19 protein-coding genes are annotated in these 22,314 nt (G+C 54.8%); 4 read left to right on the plus strand and 15 right to left on the minus strand.

Annotation, left to right across the window (positions count from 1 at the left end):
* The 6 genes from hemW to LJ739_RS10290 all read right to left on the minus strand — a co-directional run bounded on the left by hemW (position 1) and on the right by LJ739_RS10290 (position 5,978).
* Positions 1-1,140 carry a radical SAM family heme chaperone HemW gene (gene hemW, locus LJ739_RS10265; RefSeq protein ID WP_229160679.1) on the minus strand — a complete coding sequence of 380 codons (1,140 nt, stop codon included), beginning with the start codon at positions 1,138-1,140 and terminating at the stop codon, positions 1-3.
* Positions 1,133-1,732 carry an XTP/dITP diphosphatase gene (locus tag LJ739_RS10270; protein ID WP_229160158.1) on the minus strand — a complete coding sequence of 200 codons (600 nt, stop codon included), beginning with the start codon at positions 1,730-1,732 and terminating at the stop codon, positions 1,133-1,135. Before LJ739_RS10270 ends, hemW begins: the two co-directional genes overlap by 8 nt.
* A gap of 23 nt (positions 1,733-1,755) precedes the next feature.
* Positions 1,756-2,673, minus strand: a complete 918-nt coding sequence (locus tag LJ739_RS10275; protein ID WP_229160159.1) for a M14 family metallopeptidase — start codon at positions 2,671-2,673, stop codon at positions 1,756-1,758.
* 39 nt (positions 2,674-2,712) lie between these two features.
* Positions 2,713-3,924, minus strand: coding sequence for an ATP-dependent RNA helicase SrmB (srmB, locus tag LJ739_RS10280; protein ID WP_229160681.1), 1,212 nt, complete (start codon positions 3,922-3,924; stop codon positions 2,713-2,715).
* Positions 3,925-4,094: 170 nt separating this feature from the next.
* Positions 4,095-4,577 (minus strand): acyloxyacyl hydrolase, encoded by a 483-nt coding sequence (locus tag LJ739_RS10285; RefSeq protein WP_229160683.1) that lies wholly within the window; start codon positions 4,575-4,577, stop codon positions 4,095-4,097.
* Positions 4,578-4,751: 174 nt separating this feature from the next.
* Positions 4,752-5,978 (minus strand): multifunctional CCA addition/repair protein, encoded by a 1,227-nt coding sequence (locus tag LJ739_RS10290; RefSeq protein WP_229160164.1) that lies wholly within the window; start codon positions 5,976-5,978, stop codon positions 4,752-4,754.
* 147 nt (positions 5,979-6,125) lie between these two features.
* On the opposite strand from LJ739_RS10290, the gene LJ739_RS10295 reads away from it, so the two are divergent.
* Genes LJ739_RS10295 through LJ739_RS10305 form a run of 3 tightly spaced genes read left to right on the plus strand, consistent with a single transcriptional unit; the run spans position 6,126 to position 8,909 of the window.
* Complete coding sequence (locus LJ739_RS10295; RefSeq protein ID WP_229160166.1) at positions 6,126-7,037, plus strand: ExeA family protein; 912 nt, start codon at positions 6,126-6,128, stop codon at positions 7,035-7,037.
* Positions 7,030-8,079 (plus strand): general secretion pathway protein GspB, encoded by a 1,050-nt coding sequence (locus LJ739_RS10300; RefSeq protein ID WP_229160168.1) that lies wholly within the window; start codon positions 7,030-7,032, stop codon positions 8,077-8,079. Before LJ739_RS10295 ends, LJ739_RS10300 begins: the two co-directional genes overlap by 8 nt.
* A 5-nt stretch (positions 8,080-8,084) precedes the next feature.
* The gene (locus LJ739_RS10305; RefSeq protein WP_229160170.1) at positions 8,085-8,909 is read left to right on the plus strand and encodes a substrate-binding periplasmic protein; all 825 of its coding nucleotides are present in this window, start codon (positions 8,085-8,087) and stop codon (positions 8,907-8,909) included.
* Here the strand turns inward: LJ739_RS10305 and LJ739_RS10310 are convergent.
* The 9 genes from LJ739_RS10310 to mutS form a co-directional block, all read right to left on the minus strand.
* On the minus strand, positions 8,906-10,099 hold the full coding sequence (locus LJ739_RS10310) for an HD-GYP domain-containing protein (protein WP_229160171.1): 1,194 nt from the start codon (positions 10,097-10,099) through the stop codon (positions 8,906-8,908). The genes LJ739_RS10305 and LJ739_RS10310 overlap by 4 nt on opposite strands.
* A gap of 105 nt (positions 10,100-10,204) precedes the next feature.
* The gene (gene leuD, locus LJ739_RS10315) at positions 10,205-10,807 is read right to left on the minus strand and encodes a 3-isopropylmalate dehydratase small subunit (protein WP_229160173.1); all 603 of its coding nucleotides are present in this window, start codon (positions 10,805-10,807) and stop codon (positions 10,205-10,207) included.
* Between the two features lie 3 nt (positions 10,808-10,810).
* Positions 10,811-12,211, minus strand: coding sequence for a 3-isopropylmalate dehydratase large subunit (gene leuC, locus LJ739_RS10320; protein WP_229160175.1), 1,401 nt, complete (start codon positions 12,209-12,211; stop codon positions 10,811-10,813).
* A 9-nt stretch (positions 12,212-12,220) separates the two neighbouring features.
* Positions 12,221-13,318 carry a 3-isopropylmalate dehydrogenase gene (leuB, locus tag LJ739_RS10325; protein WP_229160177.1) on the minus strand — a complete coding sequence of 366 codons (1,098 nt, stop codon included), beginning with the start codon at positions 13,316-13,318 and terminating at the stop codon, positions 12,221-12,223.
* Positions 13,319-14,881 carry a 2-isopropylmalate synthase gene (gene leuA / locus LJ739_RS10330; RefSeq protein WP_229160179.1) on the minus strand — a complete coding sequence of 521 codons (1,563 nt, stop codon included), beginning with the start codon at positions 14,879-14,881 and terminating at the stop codon, positions 13,319-13,321. It lies immediately after the preceding gene.
* 278 nt (positions 14,882-15,159) lie between these two features.
* Positions 15,160-15,792: a hypothetical protein gene (locus LJ739_RS10335; RefSeq protein WP_229160181.1), complete on the minus strand. Its 633-nt coding sequence runs from the start codon at positions 15,790-15,792 to the stop codon at positions 15,160-15,162.
* A gap of 109 nt (positions 15,793-15,901) precedes the next feature.
* Positions 15,902-17,194 (minus strand): phosphopyruvate hydratase, encoded by a 1,293-nt coding sequence (eno, locus tag LJ739_RS10340; RefSeq protein WP_229160183.1) that lies wholly within the window; start codon positions 17,192-17,194, stop codon positions 15,902-15,904.
* 72 nt (positions 17,195-17,266) lie between these two features.
* On the minus strand, positions 17,267-18,898 hold the full coding sequence (locus LJ739_RS10345) for a CTP synthase (RefSeq protein WP_229160185.1): 1,632 nt from the start codon (positions 18,896-18,898) through the stop codon (positions 17,267-17,269).
* Positions 18,899-19,052: 154 nt separating this feature from the next.
* Entirely contained in the window at positions 19,053-21,656 is a 2,604-nt protein-coding gene (mutS, locus tag LJ739_RS10350; protein WP_229160187.1) for a DNA mismatch repair protein MutS, read from the minus strand.
* 36 nt (positions 21,657-21,692) lie between these two features.
* Between mutS and LJ739_RS10355 the strand changes: the two genes are divergently transcribed.
* Positions 21,693-22,178, plus strand: a complete 486-nt coding sequence (locus tag LJ739_RS10355; RefSeq protein WP_229160189.1) for a CinA family protein — start codon at positions 21,693-21,695, stop codon at positions 22,176-22,178.
* Positions 22,179-22,314 lie beyond the last annotated feature (136 nt).

Consider the following 22,314-nt stretch of genomic DNA (forward strand, 5'->3'; position numbering starts at 1 on the left):
CTATACCAGGGTTTCCAGCAATGTATTCAGATAGCGACGGCCCAGTGAGGTGACTTGCCAATGGTCTGTCTGGTCGTCGAGCAGGCCTTTGTGGATCGCCTGTTCAATTTTAGCGCGCGTCTGGGCATCCAATGTTTGCCCGGTGAAGGCCTGATAATCCTGTTTTGGGCAGGCCTCTACCAGTCGCAACCGGTTCATGAAAAACTCAAACGGTAGTTCATCGGCGCCGACATGCCAGTGCTGATCCAGATAGGGTCGGGTGAGATCCATATAGCCTTTGGGGTGCTTGACCTTCACCCGTCTTTCAATCAGGCCTTTGTCGACATGGGTTACTTTTCCGTGTGCGCCGCAGCCGATCCCAAGGTAGTCGCCGAAACGCCAGTAGTTGAGGTTATGGCTACACTGGTGCCCGGGTTGGCTGTAGCCTGAAATCTCATATTGGCGATAACCGGCAGCAACCAGGCGCTGGTGCCCTTGTTCCTGAATGTCCCACAAGATCTCATCTTCCGGTAGTCGTGGTGGTCGACTGGCAAACTGGGTATTGGGTTCAATGGTCAGCTGATACCAGGACAGATGGGGAGGGGACAGGGCAATGGCCTGGTCAATGTCTGACAGTGCGTCGGCCAATGATTGTCCGGGTAACCCGTGCATCAGATCGAGGTTAAAACTCGTCAGGCCGATGCGGTGCGCCAACTGGATAGCCTGGGTCGCCTGCAACGGGTCATGGATGCGTCCCAATCCGGCCAGTTTGTCGGCCTGAAAGCTTTGTACCCCCACAGAAATACGGTTAATGCCGGCCTGTTGATAGCCTTCAAAACGGGCGGCTTCCACTGTGCCGGGATTGGCTTCGAGGGTAATTTCCGCCTGTGCAGACAAGTTCACCCGAGCGGCCACACCACGCAGCAGTGTATGAACAGCATCGGCGCTGAGCAGACTTGGGGTACCACCACCGAAAAACACCGTATCCACCGTGCGATCGCCGACCAACATCGCCTCCTGACTTAAGTCGTCGAGCAGATGATGCACATACTGTTGTTCAGGGATCTGGCCTTTCTGACCATGGGAGTTGAAATCACAGTAAGGGCATTTTTGCACGCACCAGGGTATATGGATGTACAGCCCCAGAGGCGGGTTAGTCAGCAAAAGTCGCGTCCAGTTGTTCAACCAGTTGACGCAGCGCGTGACCCCGGTGGCTCATGGCATTTTTTTCAACCGCGCTCAACTGTGCTGCCACACAGGCTTTGTCGGGAATAAAGAACACCGGATCATAGCCGAAGCCACCCTGGCCCTCGGCTTTGAGGTGTATACGGCCTGCCCACTCGCCCTGACAGATCAGCGGCGTGGGGTCGTCGGCTGAACGCATGAACACCAGAACACACAAAAATCGCGCCTGGCGCTTGGCGATGGGCACATCTTTCATCGCGGCCAGCAGCTTCTCGATATTGTCTTGATCACTGGCGTCGGGACCGGCATAGCGTGAAGAATACACGCCAGGGGCTCCGCCCAACGCATCGACGGCCAGGCCGGAATCATCGGCAATCGCCGGCAAGCCGGTGATCCGTGCTGCATGCCGGGCTTTAATAATGGCATTTTCAACAAAGGTCGTGCCGGTTTCGGCGACGTCAGGCACATCGAACTGACTTTGTGGCAAAACGTCAATGTTCATCGGCTCAAGCATGCTGGCCAGTTCATTCACTTTGCCCTGATTACCGGTGGCTAAAACGATTTGCATAACGAGTCCTCTTTGCCGAAGGATTAGGATCTGACGCCCAGAGCATAGTCCAGCGCGCTCTGTACCGCAGCCTGTTGAGCATCGTTACAGTTTTGCGGCGATGCATTGGGGCTGTCCGGGTAAACTTCGGTGGTGGTTACAAACGGCGCATCTGACAGACCCATACACAATCCCAATGGTTTGGCGGCATATTCGATTATCCCGTTATCCAGAATGGGTTCGCCAATAAGGCGTCCCTGGCCATCGGCCGGCGCAATCTGGGTGACCTTGGCGACTGCGCGAATGATGTGCTGTTGAAACGCCAGTTCTGACTTGTGGCTGTCGGCAACCAGATAAAAACCATCCGGGATGTCCCACTCGTCATGGGTCACGCCATCTCGAGCCGCCAGCGCCGGACGAAATTCGCTGTTGTCGGTGTCGGTGGTTTCGTGCAAATCGATGTGCACCAGCAGTGCGCCGGGTAGTTGCCCGACAAAGGCCATCAATGCAGCGGACTCAGGGGCTGGGCTGTCATTCAGGAATGAACGGTTGGGATCCACCGCTTCGGGGTTCCAGCGATTGATGGTTTCATAGCCCCATGGACTGACGCAAGGGCAGACGACCAGGTTGAGTTTATCCAGATACGCGCCCGCGCCTTGTTCGGCAAATTGCAGTGCGCCATGTACACCACTGGTTTCATAGCCATGCACGCCTCCGGTGATCAGCGCCGTGGGTCGCTGGTGATCCCACTGGCGACTTTTGAGGGCAAACAATGGGTATTCTGTGTCGTAGGGTAAGGAGCCATATTGAACGCACTCAAATGCGTCGTTCAAGCCGTCCAGGCGAGTGATGACGTCGTCACGGTAGCTGCGCTTTACCGACTGTTGCTGACGCCAGGCGGCGCGCTCAGCGTCGCCCCACGGTGTACCAGGGGTTCCAATGGGATAGTCATTTCCGTGCATGATGCTTCTCCTGTCGTTGTACCGTCACTGCCAGAACGCTTATTTGCGTTTCTTTTTGGCGGATTTTTTGGCGACGGCTTTGTTTTTCTTCTTACGTACCGGCGGTTTGGCTTCTTTGTGTTTGGGTTTGAGCCCTTCGATCACCCGACGTTTGATTCGCTGTTGGGTGTAACGCTCAATCTTACCCAGAATACCCATGTCATGGGCTTCAACAATGGAAATGGCATTGCCTTTTTTGCCTGCGCGACCGGTGCGTCCAATACGGTGCACATATACATCGGCCGAGCGCGGCAAATCATAATTGATCACATGGCTGATGTGTTCCACATCCAGCCCTCGCGCCGCAACGTCGGTAGCGAGCAGAATATTGATTTCACCGGCTTTAAAGCGAGCCAGTGCGGCAATCCGTTTGTCCTGGGGCATTTCACCTTGCAGCCAACAGGTTTCAATGCCGTCCCGGGCCAGCAGATCCCGCAACTGAATGAGTCGGTCCCGGGTTTTGACAAACACAACCGCACTTTGCATGTCCTGGGTAAGGATGTGTTTCAGCAACGCGTATTTGTGTGCCGAGTCATCTGCCAGGTGCACCCATTGGAGGATTTTGCCTTGCTCTTTGCGCGTTGCGTCGGCTTCCAGATGGGCGGGGTCGTCGAGAATGTCGCGGGCAAAGCGTTCGATACCTTTACCTTCCAGGGTGGCGGAAAACAACATGCTCTGTTTACGCCAGCGCGCTTCGGCAGCAATTTGGTTCACGATACCGCCAAAGCCCATGTCCAGCATGCGGTCAGCCTCATCTAATACCAGGCATTCGATGGCGCGACAGTCGAAGCTTTCTTTTTCGATGTGCTCAAACAACCGCCCCGGCGTGGCCACCATGATGTCCATGTTCTGGCTCAGGGTTTCCCGGTCTGTACCGTAGTTGATACCACCGGTTATGACGCCGCATTGCAGTTCGGTGAAGCGAGCGATTTGTCGCGCCTGTTCATACACTTGCAAAGCCAATTCACGGGTTGGAGTCAGGATCAGCGCCCTGCAGGGACCGGGTTCCTGGCGTGGGAAGTCGAGCAAAAACTGACACAATGGCAACAAAAAGGCGGCGGTTTTGCCGGTGCCGGTGGGGGCAGAGGCGAGTATGTCATGCCCTTCCATCGCCACCGGTATAACAGATCGCTGAATGCCGGTCGGACGGGAATATCCCATCTCTGCCACGGCCCGGCATAAGCTGGTGTCCAGCTCCAATTCTTCAAACATCACGTGCAGTTTTCCCACTGTATGAACGGATCAACCGGGTTGCCCCATGTGTCAGAATGACTGGGCGATGTGTGGCTAACCCACAGCGGATGATCGGTACTGATAATGGGCGAATTGTAGCATTGACCGATGTATGCCCGCCACTGGCAATGTCACGGCTTCTGGCACAATCAGAAGCGATGCACGTAGGCCAGATTAAAAAAGTCCATACCGGGGTTTTTGGAATTCAGTCCGCCGTTGGAATAGTGCAGATAGCGCACCGCAATCGTGTGTTGGCGGGAAAACTCAAGTCTTACGCCGAGCCGGTCCTCAAACTGATAGTGAGAGCCGATATCCTTGCCGGCAAAACGGGTATCGTTGACCAATGACACACCGATGCCGGCTTCCCAATACAACGGATAGGTACCTGCCAGTGTCGCGAACTGTTTGCTGATCACCGGTGACAGGGCCAGCACCAGGTTTGACTCATGGCGAGCCGGATCGCCAAATTCCCAAAGATTCAGGCTGGCTTCCCAGTAAATATCCACGTCACCGACCCAAGGCAGCGTTATCAGCTGCGTTTCTACCGGCCGGTAGCCGAGTCGCAGCCCTTTGACATTGCCCTCACCCTGCAGGTAATCAATGGCCACTGCCTGGCCGGCATTGGCAGTCATCGTAGTCACAAGGCTCAGGCATAAAAGCAGAAAAATGTAGCGTTTCACAACAGACCTCCTTAATGGTGGCCTATTCTAAAAACGTATAGATATTAAAAATATTAGCAAATATTGGAATAAACGTTCGATCAGGCCGAAAGCATTGAACAACGGTATGCCGGTCATCAGGATTTTTTATGCGTCGGTTACACCCAGTTGCCGAATCGTTTCCAGACGCGCACGCTGAATGGCCTCCTTGATCGCTGCTCCCTGATAGCCTTGGGCAACGATTGCTTTGATATCAACCGATTGCGCGGCACGGAGTGCCCGTCTGACATGATCAGCCTGAGGGTAAGGGGTTTGTTCCAAACCGGTGCGTCCGCGGGCATCCGCCTCACAGGCCAGTAGGATATGTTCAAAGCGTTCGGGTTTGCGCCAGGCATCACAACTGTCAAACAGCCGTAGCATGGTCGTGGGTTTAATTGCCATGGCCCGGTGTACCAGCGTGTGATACTGACATACGAGGCGGGCCAATTCGGCACAATGGTTAGGGACTTTGAGGCGTTTATTCAGCGCGTCAATGGGCTCAAGTCCCAGGTGTTCATGGCCATGATGGGAGGGCCATTGCTCTGGGTCTGTTTTGGCTTTGCCCAAATCATGCACCAACGCCGCATAGCGCACATCCAAACGCTCTGACAAGTTCACCGCCTGTTCAACCACCATCAGGGTATGAATGCCGGTGTCGATTTCAGGGTGCCACTTGGCCGGGTTCGGGATCCCCCACAGGGGCTCCAGCTCAGCGAACCAGGGCGACAGTGCATTGCATTGGCGCAGAATATCGAAATACACCGCAGGGTGAGGATCGGTCAGGGCCCGTGAGGTTTCCTTCCAGACCCGTTCAGCGGTCAGGCTCACCAGTTCGCCCGATGCCGCGATGTCCTGCATCAGTGTGAGGGTTTCGGGGGCGATGCTAAAGCCAAGACCGTGATAGCGTGCCGCGAAGCGGGCTACCCGCAACACCCGCAGGGGATCTTCCACGAAGGCATCGGACACGTGGCGTAAAATTCGTTGTTCCAGGTCGGCTTTGCCATTAAAGGGGTCAATCAGGTTGCCGTGCTCATCCTCGGCCATCGCATTGACGGTCAGGTCGCGGCGCAGCAAGTCCTGCTCCAGGGTAACGTCAGGAGTGGTGTGACAGACGAAGCCTGTATAGCCCCGACCGGCCTTGCGCTCTGTGCGGGCGAGGGCATATTCTTCACGGGTCTGGGGATGCAGAAAGACCGGAAAATCCTTTCCTACCTGGGTAAATCCCTTCGCCAGCATATCGTCCGGGGTCGCACCCACAACAACCCAGTCACGTTCAGTGACCGGTCGGTTCAACATTTGGTCGCGAACGGCGCCACCTACCAGATAGACTTGCATAAATCCCACGCGTAAACTGTCAGGCTATCAGTATGCCTGAACTTGGCTCATGCCCCAACTGCTTGTCACTGTAGTGTCTTTGACATGCATGGCAGAAGTGGTTAGTTTAGGCTCGCTTCCGGCGTGAACCAACCATAACAGACGTGCATGTATCTTAATTATTTCGGTTTGACCGACAACCCATTTTCGATTGCCCCTAATCCGGACTTCCTTTACATGAGTCCCCGGCATAAAGAAGCCCTTGCTCACCTGACCTTCGGCCTGAGAGAAAGTGGCGGTTTTGTGATGCTCACCGGCGAAGTCGGGACCGGCAAAACCACCGTGGCACGTAAGCTACTCGAACAGCTTCCTGACAATACCCAGGTTGCCATGATCCTCAATCCGACCTTGTCGGCGATGGAGTTGCTGGCCACCATCAGCGATGAGCTGGGGATTGAGTACAGTGCGGAACAAGCCAGTCTGAAGTATTTTACCGATCGCATTCTGGCCAAATTGGCCAGCAATCACGCCCTGGGCGTCAACACGGTTTTGATTATCGATGAGGCCCAGCACCTGATGCCTGAAGTGCTGGAACAACTGCGCTTGCTGACCAATCTTGAAACCCGGCGGGAAAAGTTGCTCAAGGTGGTGTTGATAGGCCAGCCTGAATTGCAGGTATTGCTCAAGCGCAATGAATTGCGCCAACTGGCTCAGCGAATTACCGCCCGTTACCATCTGTTGCCATTGGCCGCGACTGAGGTGCAGGCCTATGTTGCGCACCGCCTGACGGTTGCCGGGTGTCAGGCGCCGCTGTTTTCTGCTCACAGCCTGACTGCCTTGTATCAAATCACTGGCGGCATACCGCGGGTGATTAACCTGCTGTGTGATCGCGCCCTGTCGTTGGCATTTATGGCCCAACAGACCCGTGTACGTCGTCATGTGTTGGTGGTGGCTGCTGAACAGATCCTCGGTACCGATGTGGTCAGCCAGCGCCAGGAAAAACGCCGCTGGATATGGCTGACGGGCTTGTTCACGCTGGCGGTGCTGATGGGGTTTGTTGTGGGAGGTGGCTATGCGTGAGCGTAAGCACATTGATGCGCTGAGTCCCGGCATGGTGATTGTTCAGATTACCGAACAAAACGGCCCGGTCACGATCAAAAAATCAGGCTTGATCAGCAGCCAGGACATGATCAACGGCTTGCGCGAGATGGGCGTGGTCGAGGTGGAAATTGATACTGCGCAGACCGTTGAAATTGCATCCACACCGGCCAACTTGTCGGCCACCGCACAATTGCTCAAACAGGGTGATAAAGGGCCGGCAAGGGACCCTGACGGGCATGATCACATTAACCGCAGCCTGTTTCTGACCACTGCCGATGAATTGCCCACGCCGCTGCGCTTCTATGCCAAACCGGTTTTGCAGGCACTCGTGGTGTTGCTGCTCGGTGGTGCTATTGGTTTTGGCGGCGCGCGCTGGTTGCATCAACCGATTGAAGTCGACAGCTTGCTGGCACAGCAGTCAGCGCCGATGACTAAACCGCTACAACAACCGGCACAACAACCTGCGGCCAGCCCCACTAACAGCATTGCGTCTCAGGCGAGTGCGCCTGCCCAGCCGGCGGTTGAAAATAACAGTGCATTGGTAGAATCGGATACCGCGCAGCAAAACCAGGCCGCCATGGTGATGAGCAATGAGCTGCAAGCGGATAGCGCTTCGCCACAACAGGCGTCCGAGCCTGAAGGTCGGGTGCTGAACGCTCCAGCACAACAACCGGACAGCGAGCAATTGTCGCCGGAACTGCTGCGTCGCTTTGAAGCCGCGGTGCAGTCTCTAGACAATGACGCGCCGCCGTCATACGAACCTGAAGTGAAGCGCATCACCGACCGCCCCCGGGTTCATGAACTCCCTGCACAAGTGCTGACCCAGTTGCCGTCGATGGCATTTACCGCGCACATGTACGCGTCCGATGCAGACGATCGTTGGGTACGAATCAATGGAAAGCGCTATCATGAAGGAGAGATGATTGAAAGGGAGTTACAACTGTTGCGTATTGAACCGCAGGAAGTCATCCTCGCCTTCCGTGGGCAGGAATTCAGCATGGCGGCACTGACCGACTGGTGAACACAGTGACCGCAGTGTTGCTAAAAGGACGAACACTGGCGCGGTGTCTTGCTGTGCTGATGTTGCTGCAGGGAAGTTGTCATGCTCTGGCTGCAATACCGAAACAGGATGCTTTGCTGCAACCCGATGATGTGCGGGTCAATGTGGCCACGGGCGACAATTATTTTCCCTATGCCAGTGCTGATGTTCTGGACGGCGGATGGTCCTTGGCCATCGTTCGGGCAGTGTTTGCGCGAATGCATACACCATTGAACATCGATGTGCTGCCGTGGGCAAGGGGATTTAAGTGGTCATTGGATCACAAATACCTTGGTACCTTTCCCTATGTGTACAACCAGGAACGGGGCGAGCAATTTCTCTATTCAGATCCGATTAACTTTATCAGTGTCGAGCTGTTTGTAGCTGCCGACAGTGCAATCCACAGTGAGGGCGATATTCACGGCTTGCGACTGTGTATGCCAATGGGGTATTCGGTTACCAGTGCGGTGGGGTCGTTGGTTGAACGTTACCAACTGGTTCTCACTCGCGCTGCCGACACTCAGGGATGCTTCGCGCAGGTTGAGAAGGGCTGGGCCGACGTGGGGGTCATAAACCGGCATTTCCATCCCCAGCATCTTCGCAACATCTACCATATTGAGCAGGGGATCCGGGTCGTTCCGGTAAGGCACGAAAAAGTACCCTTGTATTTTATCATTGCCAAAGATTACCCCGAGGCAAAGGCGTGGATGGCGCGTTTTAACCGGGCTCTGGACAGCCTGCAACAGGATGGCAGCATCGACGCCATTAACCAGCGTTATACTGACTGGCTGACGGCGCCACCGCAGCCTTAGTCGGGCAGGGTATCCAGAAACACTTCACGGAAAAACTTGGTCAGGTTCAGGCCAAACTCTTCCGGGCGCACACTGCGCTCGATTTCTTCACTGACTTTGCTCAAATCCAGCATTTTTGTTTCAGCGTAATGGCCGGATTTTAGGTGGTAAAACGTCGCCACAATCGGTTGTAACGGCTTTTTGGCATTGGCACGGATCACAATGGCGAGACGTTCATTGGTCAGTTTGACCAGTGAGCCAACCGGATGTACACCCAGACACTGGACAAATTTCTGTACCAGATCCTGATCATAACCGGGATTTTTCAGCAGGCTCTTTAGGGCTGCCGTCGCGGGGATCGGGTTTTGGTGGGAGCGGGGGCTGACCATGGCATCGTAGCTGTCCACGATACCCGCCATGCGGGCATGGAAGCTGACCTTGTCACCTTCTTTTTTGTCCGGGTAGCCCGAACCATCAATGCGCTCGTGGTGATTGTAAATCAGGTCACGGACGATTGCGGGTGCATCACCACAACGCTCCACTATGTCCAGGCCAACATCCACATGGGTTGAAATAATGTCACGTTCGGTGGCGGTCAGCGGGCCTTTCTTATCGATAATATCCCGAGGCACATTGGCCATACCGATGTCCATCAGTAACGCGCCCATGGCGAGGTCGGCAATCTCCTGGGTGTCGAGGTCCAGATGGCGGGCAAACATGGCCATCAGAATGGAACAGTTGAGTGAGTGTTCCAGCAGGTACTCGTCGGATTTTTGCATCAACGACAAACAAGACAAGGCATTGGGCGTGTCGAACACGTTGTCGATAATGTCGTGACTGAGTGTGTTCACCCGGTCCAGGTCGATTTTTTGATCTTTCTGGATACGTTTCAGAAAGCCTCGGTGAATTCCTTTGGCCTGTTCATACAACTTGGTCGCCTGTTCCAACTGCTCTTTAACTGGCTTTTGCGCCGGTTTGGGGGCAGGCTTGGGGGCTGGTTTAGGTGCCGGGGCAGCTTCCACTGGAGCAGTGGAAATTCCTTTGGTCTCATCAACTTCCAGTTTCAGTACACCTTTGAGGCGCAATGCCTCAATGGCCTTTTCCGTCTTGACGACGCCGCGACTGCGGATACGTAAAGAGCCCGTTTGCTCGGTCACAGCGTTGACATACATGCCAGGCTGCAACTCATCGATGGCGATTATGCGTAGCATACCCCGTTGAATACCTTTGTCATTGTTTGTACTGAATATTCATGATGAAGCGTCATTCGTCAAGCAACAACGCCTTATCATGCAGTTGTCAGGTGAATATCGGTGCTATTTTAACCACGCGGGTTGTGCTGATTCAAAAGCGGCAATGGTCGCTTCATGCTCCAGCGTCTGACCGATAGCATCCAGCCCTTTGAGCAGGTTATGTTTGTGATGCGCTGCAATCTCAAACGCATACTCGGTACTGCCAATTCGCACACACTGTTGTGGCAAGTCCACTTCAATCACCGTATCCGGTGCCTTTTCGACCTCGGCAAACAACGCATCCATGGCGACCGGATCCAAACTGACCGGCAGCAACTGATTATTGATGCAATTGCCGTAAAAGATATCGGCAAAGCTGGTCGCGATAATCACACGAAAACCGAAGTCGGCCAGCGCCCAAGGGGCGTGCTCACGGCTTGAACCACAACCGAAGTTTTCCCGGGCTAACAGAATACTGGCGCCCTGATACTGGGGCTGATTGAGCACAAAGTCAGGGTTAGGCTCCTGTTCATGCAAGTCCAGATATCGCCAATCATGAAACAGATGTTTGCCGTATCCAGCGCGGGTCACGCCGGTCAGAAACTGCTTAGGAATGATTTGGTCAGTATCAACGTTGGCCTGGTTTAATGGCAGCGCTGTGCCTGAATGTTGGTTAAATCCGCCCATGGGTTATCCTTGAAATGTTCTTACATCGGTGAAGTGGCCGGTCAATGCAGCGGCTGCCGCCATTGCCGGGCTGACCAGGTGGGTGCGGGCACCACGCCCCTGACGGCCTTCAAAATTGCGGTTACTGGTGGAAGCACAACGATCGCCAGGACCGAGCAGGTCATCGTTCATGCCCAGGCACATGGAGCAGCCTGGCAGGCGCCATTCGAATCCAGCGTCGATAAAAATTTTGTCCAGCGCTTCGGCTTCGGCCTGCTGCTTTACCGCCGCAGAGCCAGGCACCACAATTGCCGTCACACCGCTGGCCACTTTACCCTGTCGGGCGATTTTGGCGGCGGCACGCAAGTCTTCTATTCGGCTGTTGGTGCAGGATCCAATGAACACATGGTTTACCGCAATGTCGGTGAGGGCCTGACCCGGTTGCAGATCCATGTACTTGAGTGCTTTGATGGCGGAGTCGCGCTCAATGGCATCCTGCATCGAGGCGGGGTCGGGCACCGGCTGGTTGATCCCGGTCACCTGACCCGGATTGGTGCCCCAGGTCACCTGGGGGGCAATATCGGCGGCGTTGAGTGTGACAACGGTATCAAATTCGGCGTCGGCATCGCTGTACAATGTTTTCCAGTACGCTACCGCTGCATCCCATTGCGACTCAGTGGGGGCATATTCGCGACCTTTGAGGTAGTCAAACGTGGTTTGATCCGGCGCAATCAGACCTGCTTTAGCGCCGGCTTCAATGCTCATGTTGCAGATGGTCATGCGCTCTTCCATCGACAGGTTGCGAATCGCTTCGCCGGCATATTCAATCACATGACCGGTGGCACCGGCATGACCGATTTCGCCAATGATGGCCAGCACGATGTCTTTGGCGGTTACACCCTGAGGCAGTGTACCCTGCACATCAACCAGCATGCTGCGGGCCTTGCTTTGTTTGAGGGTTTGGGTCGCCAGCACATGCTCCACCTGGGAGGTGCCAATACCAAATGCCAGTGCGCCGAACGCGCCATGTGTTGCGGTATGGGAGTCACCACACACCACGGTCATGCCCGGCTGGATCAGCCCCAGTTCGGGGCCCATCACATGCACGATACCTTGTTTCTGGTGGCCGACGGGATACAGGGTGATACCGTGTTGCTCACAGTTGTCGGCCAGGGTTTGCAGTTGCAGACGGTTGGCAGGGCCACAGGCATCCAGTGCCAGGGAACGGGTAGAAATACTGTGGTCCATGGTGGCAAACGTCTTGTCCGGGCGACGCACCTTGCGCTGCTTTTCTGCCAGGCCGGCAAAGGCCTGTGGTGAGGTAACTTCATGGATAAGGTGGCGATCGATGTACAGTAACGTATCGCCTTCCAGGTGGCTGACACTATGGGCTTGCCAGATTTTGTCATACAAGGTTTTAGGCATGGAAACTCCTCACTGTGCCTGGCGGATCAATTGACAGATGTAATCACCCACCTGCGCGGTGGAGTGGGCATGATGGCGTTGTTCCTGGCTGAGCAGTTCGCCGGTCAGCACGCCATCGGACAGGGTTTGTACCACGGCTTTGTCAATCGCATCGGCCGCGTCCACTTCATTCAGGCTGTAGCGCAGCAGCATCGACGCTGACAGGATCTGCGCGATGGGATTGGCAATGCCCTGACCGGCAATGTCGGGGGCCGAACCACCGGCAGGTTCAAACAGGCCGAAGCCACTGCCATTGATACTCGCCGACGGCAGGAGCCCCATCGAGCCGGTGATCATGGCACACTCGTCCGAGATGATGTCCCCAAACAGGTTCGAGCATAACAACACGTCGAAGTCGGTGGGTGATTTCAACAGTTGCATGGTGGCATTGTCGATGTAGATGTGTTCCAGCGTCACATCCGGATAGTCTTTGGCGACCTCTTCGGTGACTTCCCGCCACAAACGGCTGCACACCAGCACGTTGGCTTTGTCGACCGAAGTGACCTTGCCACGACGCTTACGGGCGGCCTCAAAGGCGCTGATGGCAATACGGCGGATCTCCGCGCGGCTGTAACGCATGGTGTCAAAGGCATACTGCTGCTCGCCTTCACCCTCAAGCCCTTTGGGCTGGCCGAAGTAGATGCCTGATGTCAGCTCTCTGACCACGACCACATCCATGCCCCGTCGGGCGATATCTTCGCGCAGCGGGGATAAGTGGGCCAGATCCGGATAGATCCGCGCCGGACGCAGGTTGCTGAACAGGTCAAAGTGGCTACGCAGGGTCAGCAGAGCGGCGCGCTCCGGGCGCTGCTCCAGTGGCAGACTGTCCCATTTGGGCCCGCCAATAGAGCCAAACAGAATCGCGTCGGCCTGCTCACAGCCTGCCAGTGTGGCAGGGGGCAGAGCGTGGCCGTGTTTGTCGATGGCGCAACCGCCCACGTCAAAGGTGTTCAGCGTCAGCGTCAGGCCGAATCGGGTGGCGATGGCATCCAGCACTTTGTGCGCCTCGGCCATGACTTCGGGACCGATGCCGTCTCCGGGCAATACCGCGATGTTATAAGTAGACATTTATACCCCTGCTATTTTTACGTTCTGTTGTTTTTTCTGCTGGTCAATCTGATCGGCCAGGTGTGTGTTGTTAAGGACATAGATAAAGGCTTTTACGCCGGCTTCGACGATGTCGGTGGCAAGACCAATGCCGTTAAAACGACGGCCGTTATATTCTGCCACCACGCTCACCTGAGCCAGTGCATCGGCCCCTTCACCCTTGGAGTCCAGCTTGAAGTCGACGATGTCGATGCGTTCATGGCCCAGCGCCTTGGTGATGGCATTGTAGGCGGCATCCACCGGACCGTTACCAATCGCTGCCGAGGTGGTCTCTTTGTCACCGATACGCAGCTTGACGGTGGCGCTGGGAATGATTTCGCGGCCGGAATTGGCTTGCAAATACAATAACTGGTAGTGGGCGTGATCGTGTTTTTGCTGGTTGAAGAACAACAGCGCTTCCAGATCATAGTCAAACACCTGACCTTTCTTGTCGGCCAGTTGCAGGAAGGCAGCATAGACTTCATCCAGATCATAATCACTGTCCTGATAACCCAGTTCATTCAGGCGGTGCTTGATCACGTGTCGGCCTGAACGTGAGGTCAGGTTGAGGTGATTTTTGTTAATCCCGACACTTTCCGGGGTCATGATCTCGTAGGTATTCTGGGCTTTAAGAACACCATCCTGGTGAATGCCGGAGCTGTGACTGAAGGCGTTGGCACCGACAATCGCTTTGTTGGCCTGTACCGGCATGTTGCACAACTGACTGACCAGTTTGGAGGTGCGGGAAATTTCCTGACTGTGGATGTTGGTGCTCAGACCCAGCAATTGTTGTCGGGTCTGTAAAATCATCGCAATTTCTTCCAGCGAGCAATTACCGGCCCGCTCGCCAATACCGTTGATGGTGCATTCGATCTGGCGGGCACCTTGTTCAACAGCAGCCAATGAATTGGCCACCGCCAGACCCAAATCGTTGTGACAGTGCACTGAGATGGTGGCTTTATCAATGTTGGGTACCCGGTTAAACAAGGTTTGAATGATGCCGCCAAATTCCGTCGGCGTGGTGTAGCCGACCGTGTCGGGAATATTGACGGTGCTGGCACCAGCGTGAATTGCTGCTTCAACCATCCGACACAGGTAATCGATGTTAGTGCGGCCGGCGTCTTCACAGGAAAACTCGACGTCATCGGTGTAACGCCGGGCATGTTTAATCGCGGCTACCGCCATTTCCACCACATCGTCCTGTGACTTGCGCAGTTTGGCGTTAACGTGGATATCTGAGGTTGCAATGAAGGTGTGAATGCGAAACTGATCCGCCACCCGCAGTGCCTCGCCGCAGGCATCAATGTCCTTTTCCAGGGCCCGCGATAACCCGCACACCGTGGCGTTCTTTACTTCTCTGGCAATCCGTTGAACCGAATCAAAGTCTCCCGGAGAAGATACCGGAAAACCGGCTTCGATGATGTCGACACCGAGACGTTCCAGGGCCAGGGCTATTTGTAACTTTTCTTTGACGGTCAGGCTGGCAGGCAGCGCCTGTTCGCCGTCACGCAGTGTGGTATCAAATATTTTTACCTGGTTGGACATAGTCGGTTCCTCACCTTGATTGCCTTGCCATAAACGAAAAAACCCGTGCAGGGCACGGGTTTTTGTAGATCTTGCTTACAACGCTTACAGTCTACCCGTGCAGTCTTGCTGCCATAAGGAGTAGGGTAGATAGAAGCAGGTGTTGCATGTTGTTTTGCTCTCGCGTTGTCTGGTTACTATTAGTACCCCGTATGGACGGGGGCGTCAACCACGCAGGACACTTTCCCATATATCAGATAGTTATAACCGCTGTAGATTGAGCATTTTTGACCGAAAGGTCAATGAAAGGTCTTCCAATCAATGTCGGTTGACAGCAGTAATTCACGTAAACTTAACGGGCGGGGCTGGGATCTGCCACGGTGGCTCCAGCTGTGGCCACAACAGGCGGCAGTACAGGTGACCTTATTGGCCGGCAACAGGCGTTTATGGCGGTATTGATGGGTGTCAGGTGACAACGGGCTGCCGTCGAAATGAAACCAGCCATGTTTGTTGACGTGAACGCGGCGCTGCTCGGTATCGATACGATCCACCGAGTCCAGTTCAATGTGCTGATGGCCAAGATCCGACACACACACCGGGATCACCAGTCCGGGTCGAACATATTGGTGTAGCCAGGCTTGTGTTTTGTCTTCAGGGTATCGATCGGCCGGGCATTTGGCCGCTTGCTTGGCCTGCCAGCTACCATTGTGGACATCAACCGCAATCGGGGCTTTACTGCACAACAATTGTTCTGCGGCACGCTTGATATGATGACTCAGACCACCGATGCGTCGTTGCAGCAAGCTGAGGTTCGGGGATGTCAGTGCCGCCAATGCCGCCAGCTCTCGTTCATACAAGGCATTACATAACTCAGCGAATTGTTGTTGTCGCTGATCATCGGCAAAAATGTCGACTTGCTGGTGCGGATCCATAGCTGGTGGTGGGCGCTGTTAAGACTGCTGTGATGTCATGCTAAAACAAAACCCACCGTCGCTCAAAATTCCTTTTGCTCGACGGTGGGTTATTAGCAGATGTCAGTGCTTACTGACCTTTAATTTCCTGACGGCCGCGGTAGACCACTTTTCCCGCCAATTGCTCTTCAATGCGCAGCAACTGGTTGTATTTGGCAACCCGGTCAGAACGGCACAATGAACCGGTTTTGATTTGTCCGGCAGCAGTACCAACGGCCAGGTCGGCAATGGTCGCGTCTTCGGTTTCACCACTGCGGTGTGAAATCACTGCGGTAAAGCCGGCGTCCTTGGCCATTTGAATGGCTTCCAGGGTTTCGCTCAATGAACCGATCTGGTTGAATTTGATCAGGATGGAGTTACCCACGCCATTGTCGATACCGCGCTTAAGGATTTTGGTATTGGTAACGAACAGATCATCACCGACCAATTGAACCCGTGAACCGATCTTGTTGGTCAGATCGGCCCAACCGTCCCAATCACTTTCATCCATGCCATCTTCAATCGATACGATGGGGTATTTGTCACTCAGCATTGCCAGGTAATCGGCAAAACCGGCTGCATCAAACACCTGGCCTTCGCCTTTCAGGTCGTATTTACCATCGTGGTAGAATTCAGACGATGCACAGTCCAGAGCCAGGGTCACGTCATCGCCCATGCGATAGCCGGCTTGCTCAACCGCTTCAACGATAACCGCCAGGGCTTCTTCGTTTGATGCCAGGTTAGGGGCAAAACCACCTTCATCACCCACGGCAGTGTTCAGACCTTTGGCACTGAGGACTTTCTTCAGGCTGTGGAAAATCTCTGCACCCATGCGCAGGGCTTCACGGAAGCTCTTGGCGCCGACTGGCTGAACCATGAACTCCTGAATATCGACGTTATTGTCAGCGTGCTCACCGCCGTTGATGATGTTCATCATCGGCACAGGCATGGAGTACTCTCCGGGGGTGCCGTTCAGTTCAGAAATATGTTGGTACAGAGGAATACCTTTTTCATTGGCTGCTGCCTTGGCAGTGGCCAGGGACACGGCCAGGATCGCATTGGCGCCCAGGTTTTCCTTGTTTTCTGTGCCGTCCAAATCGATCATCAGCTGATCGATTTGCTTTTGGTTGTCGGCATCACGGCCCAGCAACGCGGGCTGAATTTTATCATTGATAGCGGCCACTGCTTTGAGCACGCCCTTACCCAGATAACGTTTTTTGTCACCATCACGCAGTTCCAGTGCTTCCCGGGAGCCGGTCGACGCGCCTGAAGGTGCCGCTGCGCGGCCCCATGCGCCTGATTCCAGGTACACGTCAGCCTCTACGGTGGGGTTGCCCCGTGAATCCATGATCTCGCGGCCAATGATCTTGCTGATTTTTGCCATTGTAATAGCCTTCCTAAAAGGTTGAATGCCAGATACGTGATGCCCGGCAACAAGCCGGGCATCCTGTGCAGATTAGTTATTATGCTTATGGTATTCCCCCGCAGCGCGGACAAACCCTTCAAACAAAGGGTGACCATCGCGGGGCGTAGAGTTAAATTCCGGGTGGAACTGACCGGCGATAAACCATGGATGGTCTTTCAGCTCAATCACTTCCACCAGGCGCTTGTCGGTGGACAAGCCGGAGACGGTTAACCCGGCGGCTTCAATCTTGTCGCGCAGGTTGTTGTTCACTTCATAGCGGTGACGGTGACGTTCATAAATTTCGTCACTGCCGTACAGATCGTGCACTTTGCTGCCTGGGATCAGGTGACACAACTGGCTACCCAAACGCATGGTGCCGCCAAGGTCAGATTGCTCGTCACGGGTCTCGGTACTGCCATCGGCATCCAGCCACTCGGTGATCAAACCCACCACAGGATACGGCGTTTCGGGGTCAAATTCGGTACTGTTTGCGCCTTCCATGCCTGCCACATTGCGCGCAAACTCAATCAGTGCAACCTGCATACCCAGACAGATCCCCAGGTAAGGTACCTGGTTTTCACGGGCGTACTGGGCGGCCTGGATTTTACCTTCGATACCACGCTCACCAAAGCCACCCGGAACCAGGATGGCGTCCAGATCTTTGAGCAACTGGGTGCCTTTGCTTTCGATGTCCTGACTATCGATGTAACGGATGTTCACCGCCAGGCGGTTTTTCAGACCGGCGTGTTTAAGGGCTTCATTCACCGACTTGTACGCATCCGGTAATTCCACGTATTTGCCCACCATACCGATATTCACTTCACCGGTTGGGTTGGATTCTGCGTACAAGACTTGTTCCCACTCACTCAGGTCGGCTTCGGGGCAGGTCAGACCGAAACGGCTGATCACCAGATCATCCAGACCCTGAGACTTGAGAGACGCAGGCACACGGTAAATGCTGTCGACGTCTTTCAGACCGATAACGGCTTTGTCCTGCACATTGGTGAACAGGGCAATTTTGGAACGCTCGTTAGTGGGCAATGCACTTTCAGAACGGCACACCAGAATATCCGGTTGGATACCGATAGAACGTAATTCTTTAACCGAATGCTGAGTTGGCTTGGTTTTGACTTCGCCTGAGGCGGCCATGTAAGGCACCAGTGTCAGGTGCATGTACATGGCGTGATCGCGGCCAAGCTCGGTGCCTAACTGGCGAATGGCTTCCAGAAACGGTTGTGACTCAATGTCACCCACAGTGCCACCAATTTCGACGATGGCAATGTCGGAACCTTCGGCGCCTTCAATCACCCGGCGCTTAATTTCATTGGTAATGTGCGGGATCACCTGAATGGTGGCACCCAGATAGTCACCGCGACGTTCGCGTTTGAGGACTTCTTCATACACACGACCGGTGGTGAAGTTATTGCGCTTGGTCATCCGGGTACGGATAAAGCGCTCATAATGGCCCAGGTCGAGGTCGGTTTCGGCACCGTCATCGGTGACGAACACTTCACCGTGCTGAATCGGGCTCATGGTACCGGGGTCGACGTTAATGTAGGGGTCGAGTTTCAACATGGTCACATTGAGACCGCGGGCTTCCAGGACGGCGGCAAGGGACGCTGCTGCGATACCTTTACCCAGCGATGAAACGACACCACCCGTGACGAAAATATAATTTGTCATGCGTAACCTAAGGCGTTGGAATTGAAAAGACTGATATACGGTCCAAACGCCAAATCGAATTGGCTACCGGACGGCGTGACAGTATACGCGAAAAGTGCCGTTCCCTCAATCTGCAATCACAGGGAAACGGCGTTTTTTACGCTGGTCCAATCAATTAGCGGGTCTGGCGGTTCAATTGCTTCAGTTCGTACAGCAGTGTCAGCGCCTCGCGCGGCGTCAGATCGTCGGGATTGATGCTGTCTAATTTGTCGAGCACCGGATCCGGTGCACTAAACCCCAGTTGTTGTGGCTCAGGTTCCACCGGCGTGGTACTGATTGCCGCCGACGGACTTTGCTCCAGTTCCTGAAGTTTATGCTTGGCCACCGCGATGACTGCCCGCGGCACGCCGGCCAGTTGGGCGACCTGCAGGCCATAGCTGCGGCTGGCTGGTCCTTCCTGAACCGCGTGCATAAAGCGGATCTGATCATCGTGCTCCAGTGCATCCAGATGGACATTGGCCAGTGCATCACGCTGTTCGGCCAGGGCGGTCAGTTCGAAGTAGTGGGTGGCAAACAGGGTGTAGGCGGAGATTTGCTGGGCCAGGTACTCAGCACATGCCCAGGCCAGTGACAAACCATCGTAGGTACTGGTGCCACGACCAATCTCATCCATTAACACCAGGCTATTGGCGGTGGCGTTGTTGAGTATATTGGCGGTTTCCGTCATCTCTACCATGAAGGTTGAGCGGCCTGATGCCAGATCGTCCGAAGCACCGATGCGGGTAAAAATGCGATCAATAGGACCAATACGGGCATTTTCAGCCGGCACAAAGCTGCCGACATAAGCGAGCAATACGATCAGCGCCGTTTGACGCATGTAAGTGGACTTACCGCCCATGTTGGGGCCGGTAATGATCAGCATGCGCCGGGTCATGTCCATCGCCAGTGGGTTAGCGATGAAGGGATCGTTCATGACTTCTTCGACCACCGGGTGTCGACCCTGATCAAAGTGGATCCCGGGCGATGTCTGCAAGGTTGGGCGATGGTAGTTAAGGCTTTGTGCCCGTTCCGCCAGGGTATTCAGTACATCCAGCTCTGCCAGTGCCATGGCGCAGTGGATCAGGGCATCCAGGTGCGGCAGGCATCGGTCAAACAGTTCCTCGTACAGGCGCTTTTCCAGTGCCAGTGCGCGGCTCTGACTGGTCAGCACTTTGTCTTCGTGGGCTTTGAGCTCCGCAATGATGTAGCGTTCGTTGTTTTTTAGGGTCTGACGGCGCACATACTCTTCAGGCACCAGATGGGCCTGGCTCTTGCCGATCTCAATGTAATACCCGTGCACTTTGTTATAGGCCACTTTCAGGCTGGCAATGCCGGTGCGCTCTTTTTCCCGGGTTTCGAGGGCGTGCAGATAGTCTGTTGCTCCTTTGGCCAGGTTGCGCAACTCATCCAGCTCCTCGTTGTAGCCTTCGGCAATGACGCCACCATCACGGATCAATACGGGGGGATTATCCACGATGGCCTGGTTTAACAATGCGTGAAGCTCATCAAAGGTTGGCATGTCGTTGTACAGCGACGCCAGGCGTTTGGCACTGCTGTTCAGTGACGCCAGGGTAGTGCGCAGAGACGGCAAAATTGCAAATGCCTGGCGCATGCGGGTGAAATCCCTTGGCCGTGCGGAGCGCATTGCCAGTCGGGCCAGTACCCGTTCCAGATCGCCGACTTGCTTGAGGTCTGTCTGGATGCTGTCCATGTCGCCCTCCAGCAGGGCTGCAATCGCATCCTGGCGGCCGTTTAATGTGTCGATGTCGGTCAGTGGGCGGTGTAACCATCGCTGCAACAAGCGACTGCCCATTGCTGTGGCGGTGCGATCGAGTACCCAGGCCAGGGTATTTTCGGTACCGCCTGACAGGTTCTGGGTCAGTTCCAGGTTGCGGCGGGTTGCTGCATCCAGGATCACCGCATCGTGGTGCGATTCCAGCCGGATGGCGCGAATATGGGGCAAGGCATTACGTTGGGTGTCTTTCACATACTGCATCACACAGCCGGCTGCACACAATCCCAGCGTCGCGTCTTGAACACCAAACCCACGCAGCTCGCGAGTGCCGAATTGCTGATTCAACTGAGTAATGGCGGTATCGAGATCAAAGTCCCACGGTGCGCGGCGGCGGGTGCCTTTGCGGTCGGCAATCAGATGACTGTGACTGAAATCCTCCGGGTATAACAGTTCGGCGGGATCGGTGCGCTGCAATTCTGCCAGCAGGGCTTCTTCGTCATTCAACTCAGATAACGCAAACCGTCCGCTGGTGATGTCCAGGGTGGCATAACCAAAACGATTGTCATGACCGTATACTGCAGCCAGGATGTTGTCCTGGCGGTCGTTGAGCAGGGCTTCGTCAGACACGGTTCCCGGCGTAACGATACGTTGTACCCGTCTTTCTACCGGGCCTTTGCTGGTGGCAGGGTCACCGACTTGTTCGCAGATCGCCACCGATTCGCCCATTTTTACCAGCCGCGCGAGGTAATTTTCCACCGCGTGATAAGGTACACCGGCCATCGGGATAGCATTGCCACCGGATTTTCCCCGTGCAGTCAGGGAAATATCGAGTAATTCAGCAGCGCGCTTGGCATCGTCGTAAAACAATTCGTAAAAATCGCCCATACGGTAGAACAACAGGATGTCCGGATGATCAGCTTTGATTTTCAGGTACTGCTGCATCATCGGTGTGTGTTGTTCGAAAGTCTTGTCGGACGCTTGCTCTGCAATTTTGTTCAACGGCATAATGGGTGAATTCACACTTATTTTTTGGTTTTGGTTATGAGGGATTCAATCCTGTCCTTGGCTGCCCAGTTGGGCGAACAGCTTGTTGCCCGCGATTGGCATGTCAGTACTGCCGAATCGTGCACCGGAGGCGGTATAGCATACGCGATTACCAGCACGGCGGGAAGCTCTGGCTGGTTCAATGAGGGTTTTGTGACCTATTCAAATGACGCCAAAATGGCGTTGTTGGGGGTTCCACAAAAGACCCTGGAAGAACACGGGGCAGTGTCCCGTCAGACGGTGGAGAAAATGGTCCAGGGGCTGGCCCAACGCACTGGCGCTCAGGCCAATGTTGTGGTCAGCGGCATTGCTGGCCCTGATGGCGGTTCTGAAACCAAGCCGGTGGGCACGGTATGGTTCGGCTTTTTGGTGGACGGCGTGGTGCGTACCGAGGAGCGGCGCTTTTTCGGTGATCGGGCACAGGTCAGGGACAGTGCCATAGAGTACAGCCTGCAAAAATTACTGCAGTTGATTACAGATTGAGCGATCGCAAAAAAAATCTAAAACAGGACTTGTAACTGTATAACTATACAGTATACTCCTGATCAACTTAGCGACACTTCATTCACCTGTCTGTTAGCGAGAGGTTACGTCGAACAGGCAACAGAATAATAAGGGT

The organism is Fluctibacter halophilus (assembly GCF_020687825.1).
In the GTDB taxonomy this organism is placed as follows: Bacteria; Pseudomonadota; Gammaproteobacteria; order Enterobacterales; family Alteromonadaceae; genus Fluctibacter; species Fluctibacter halophilus.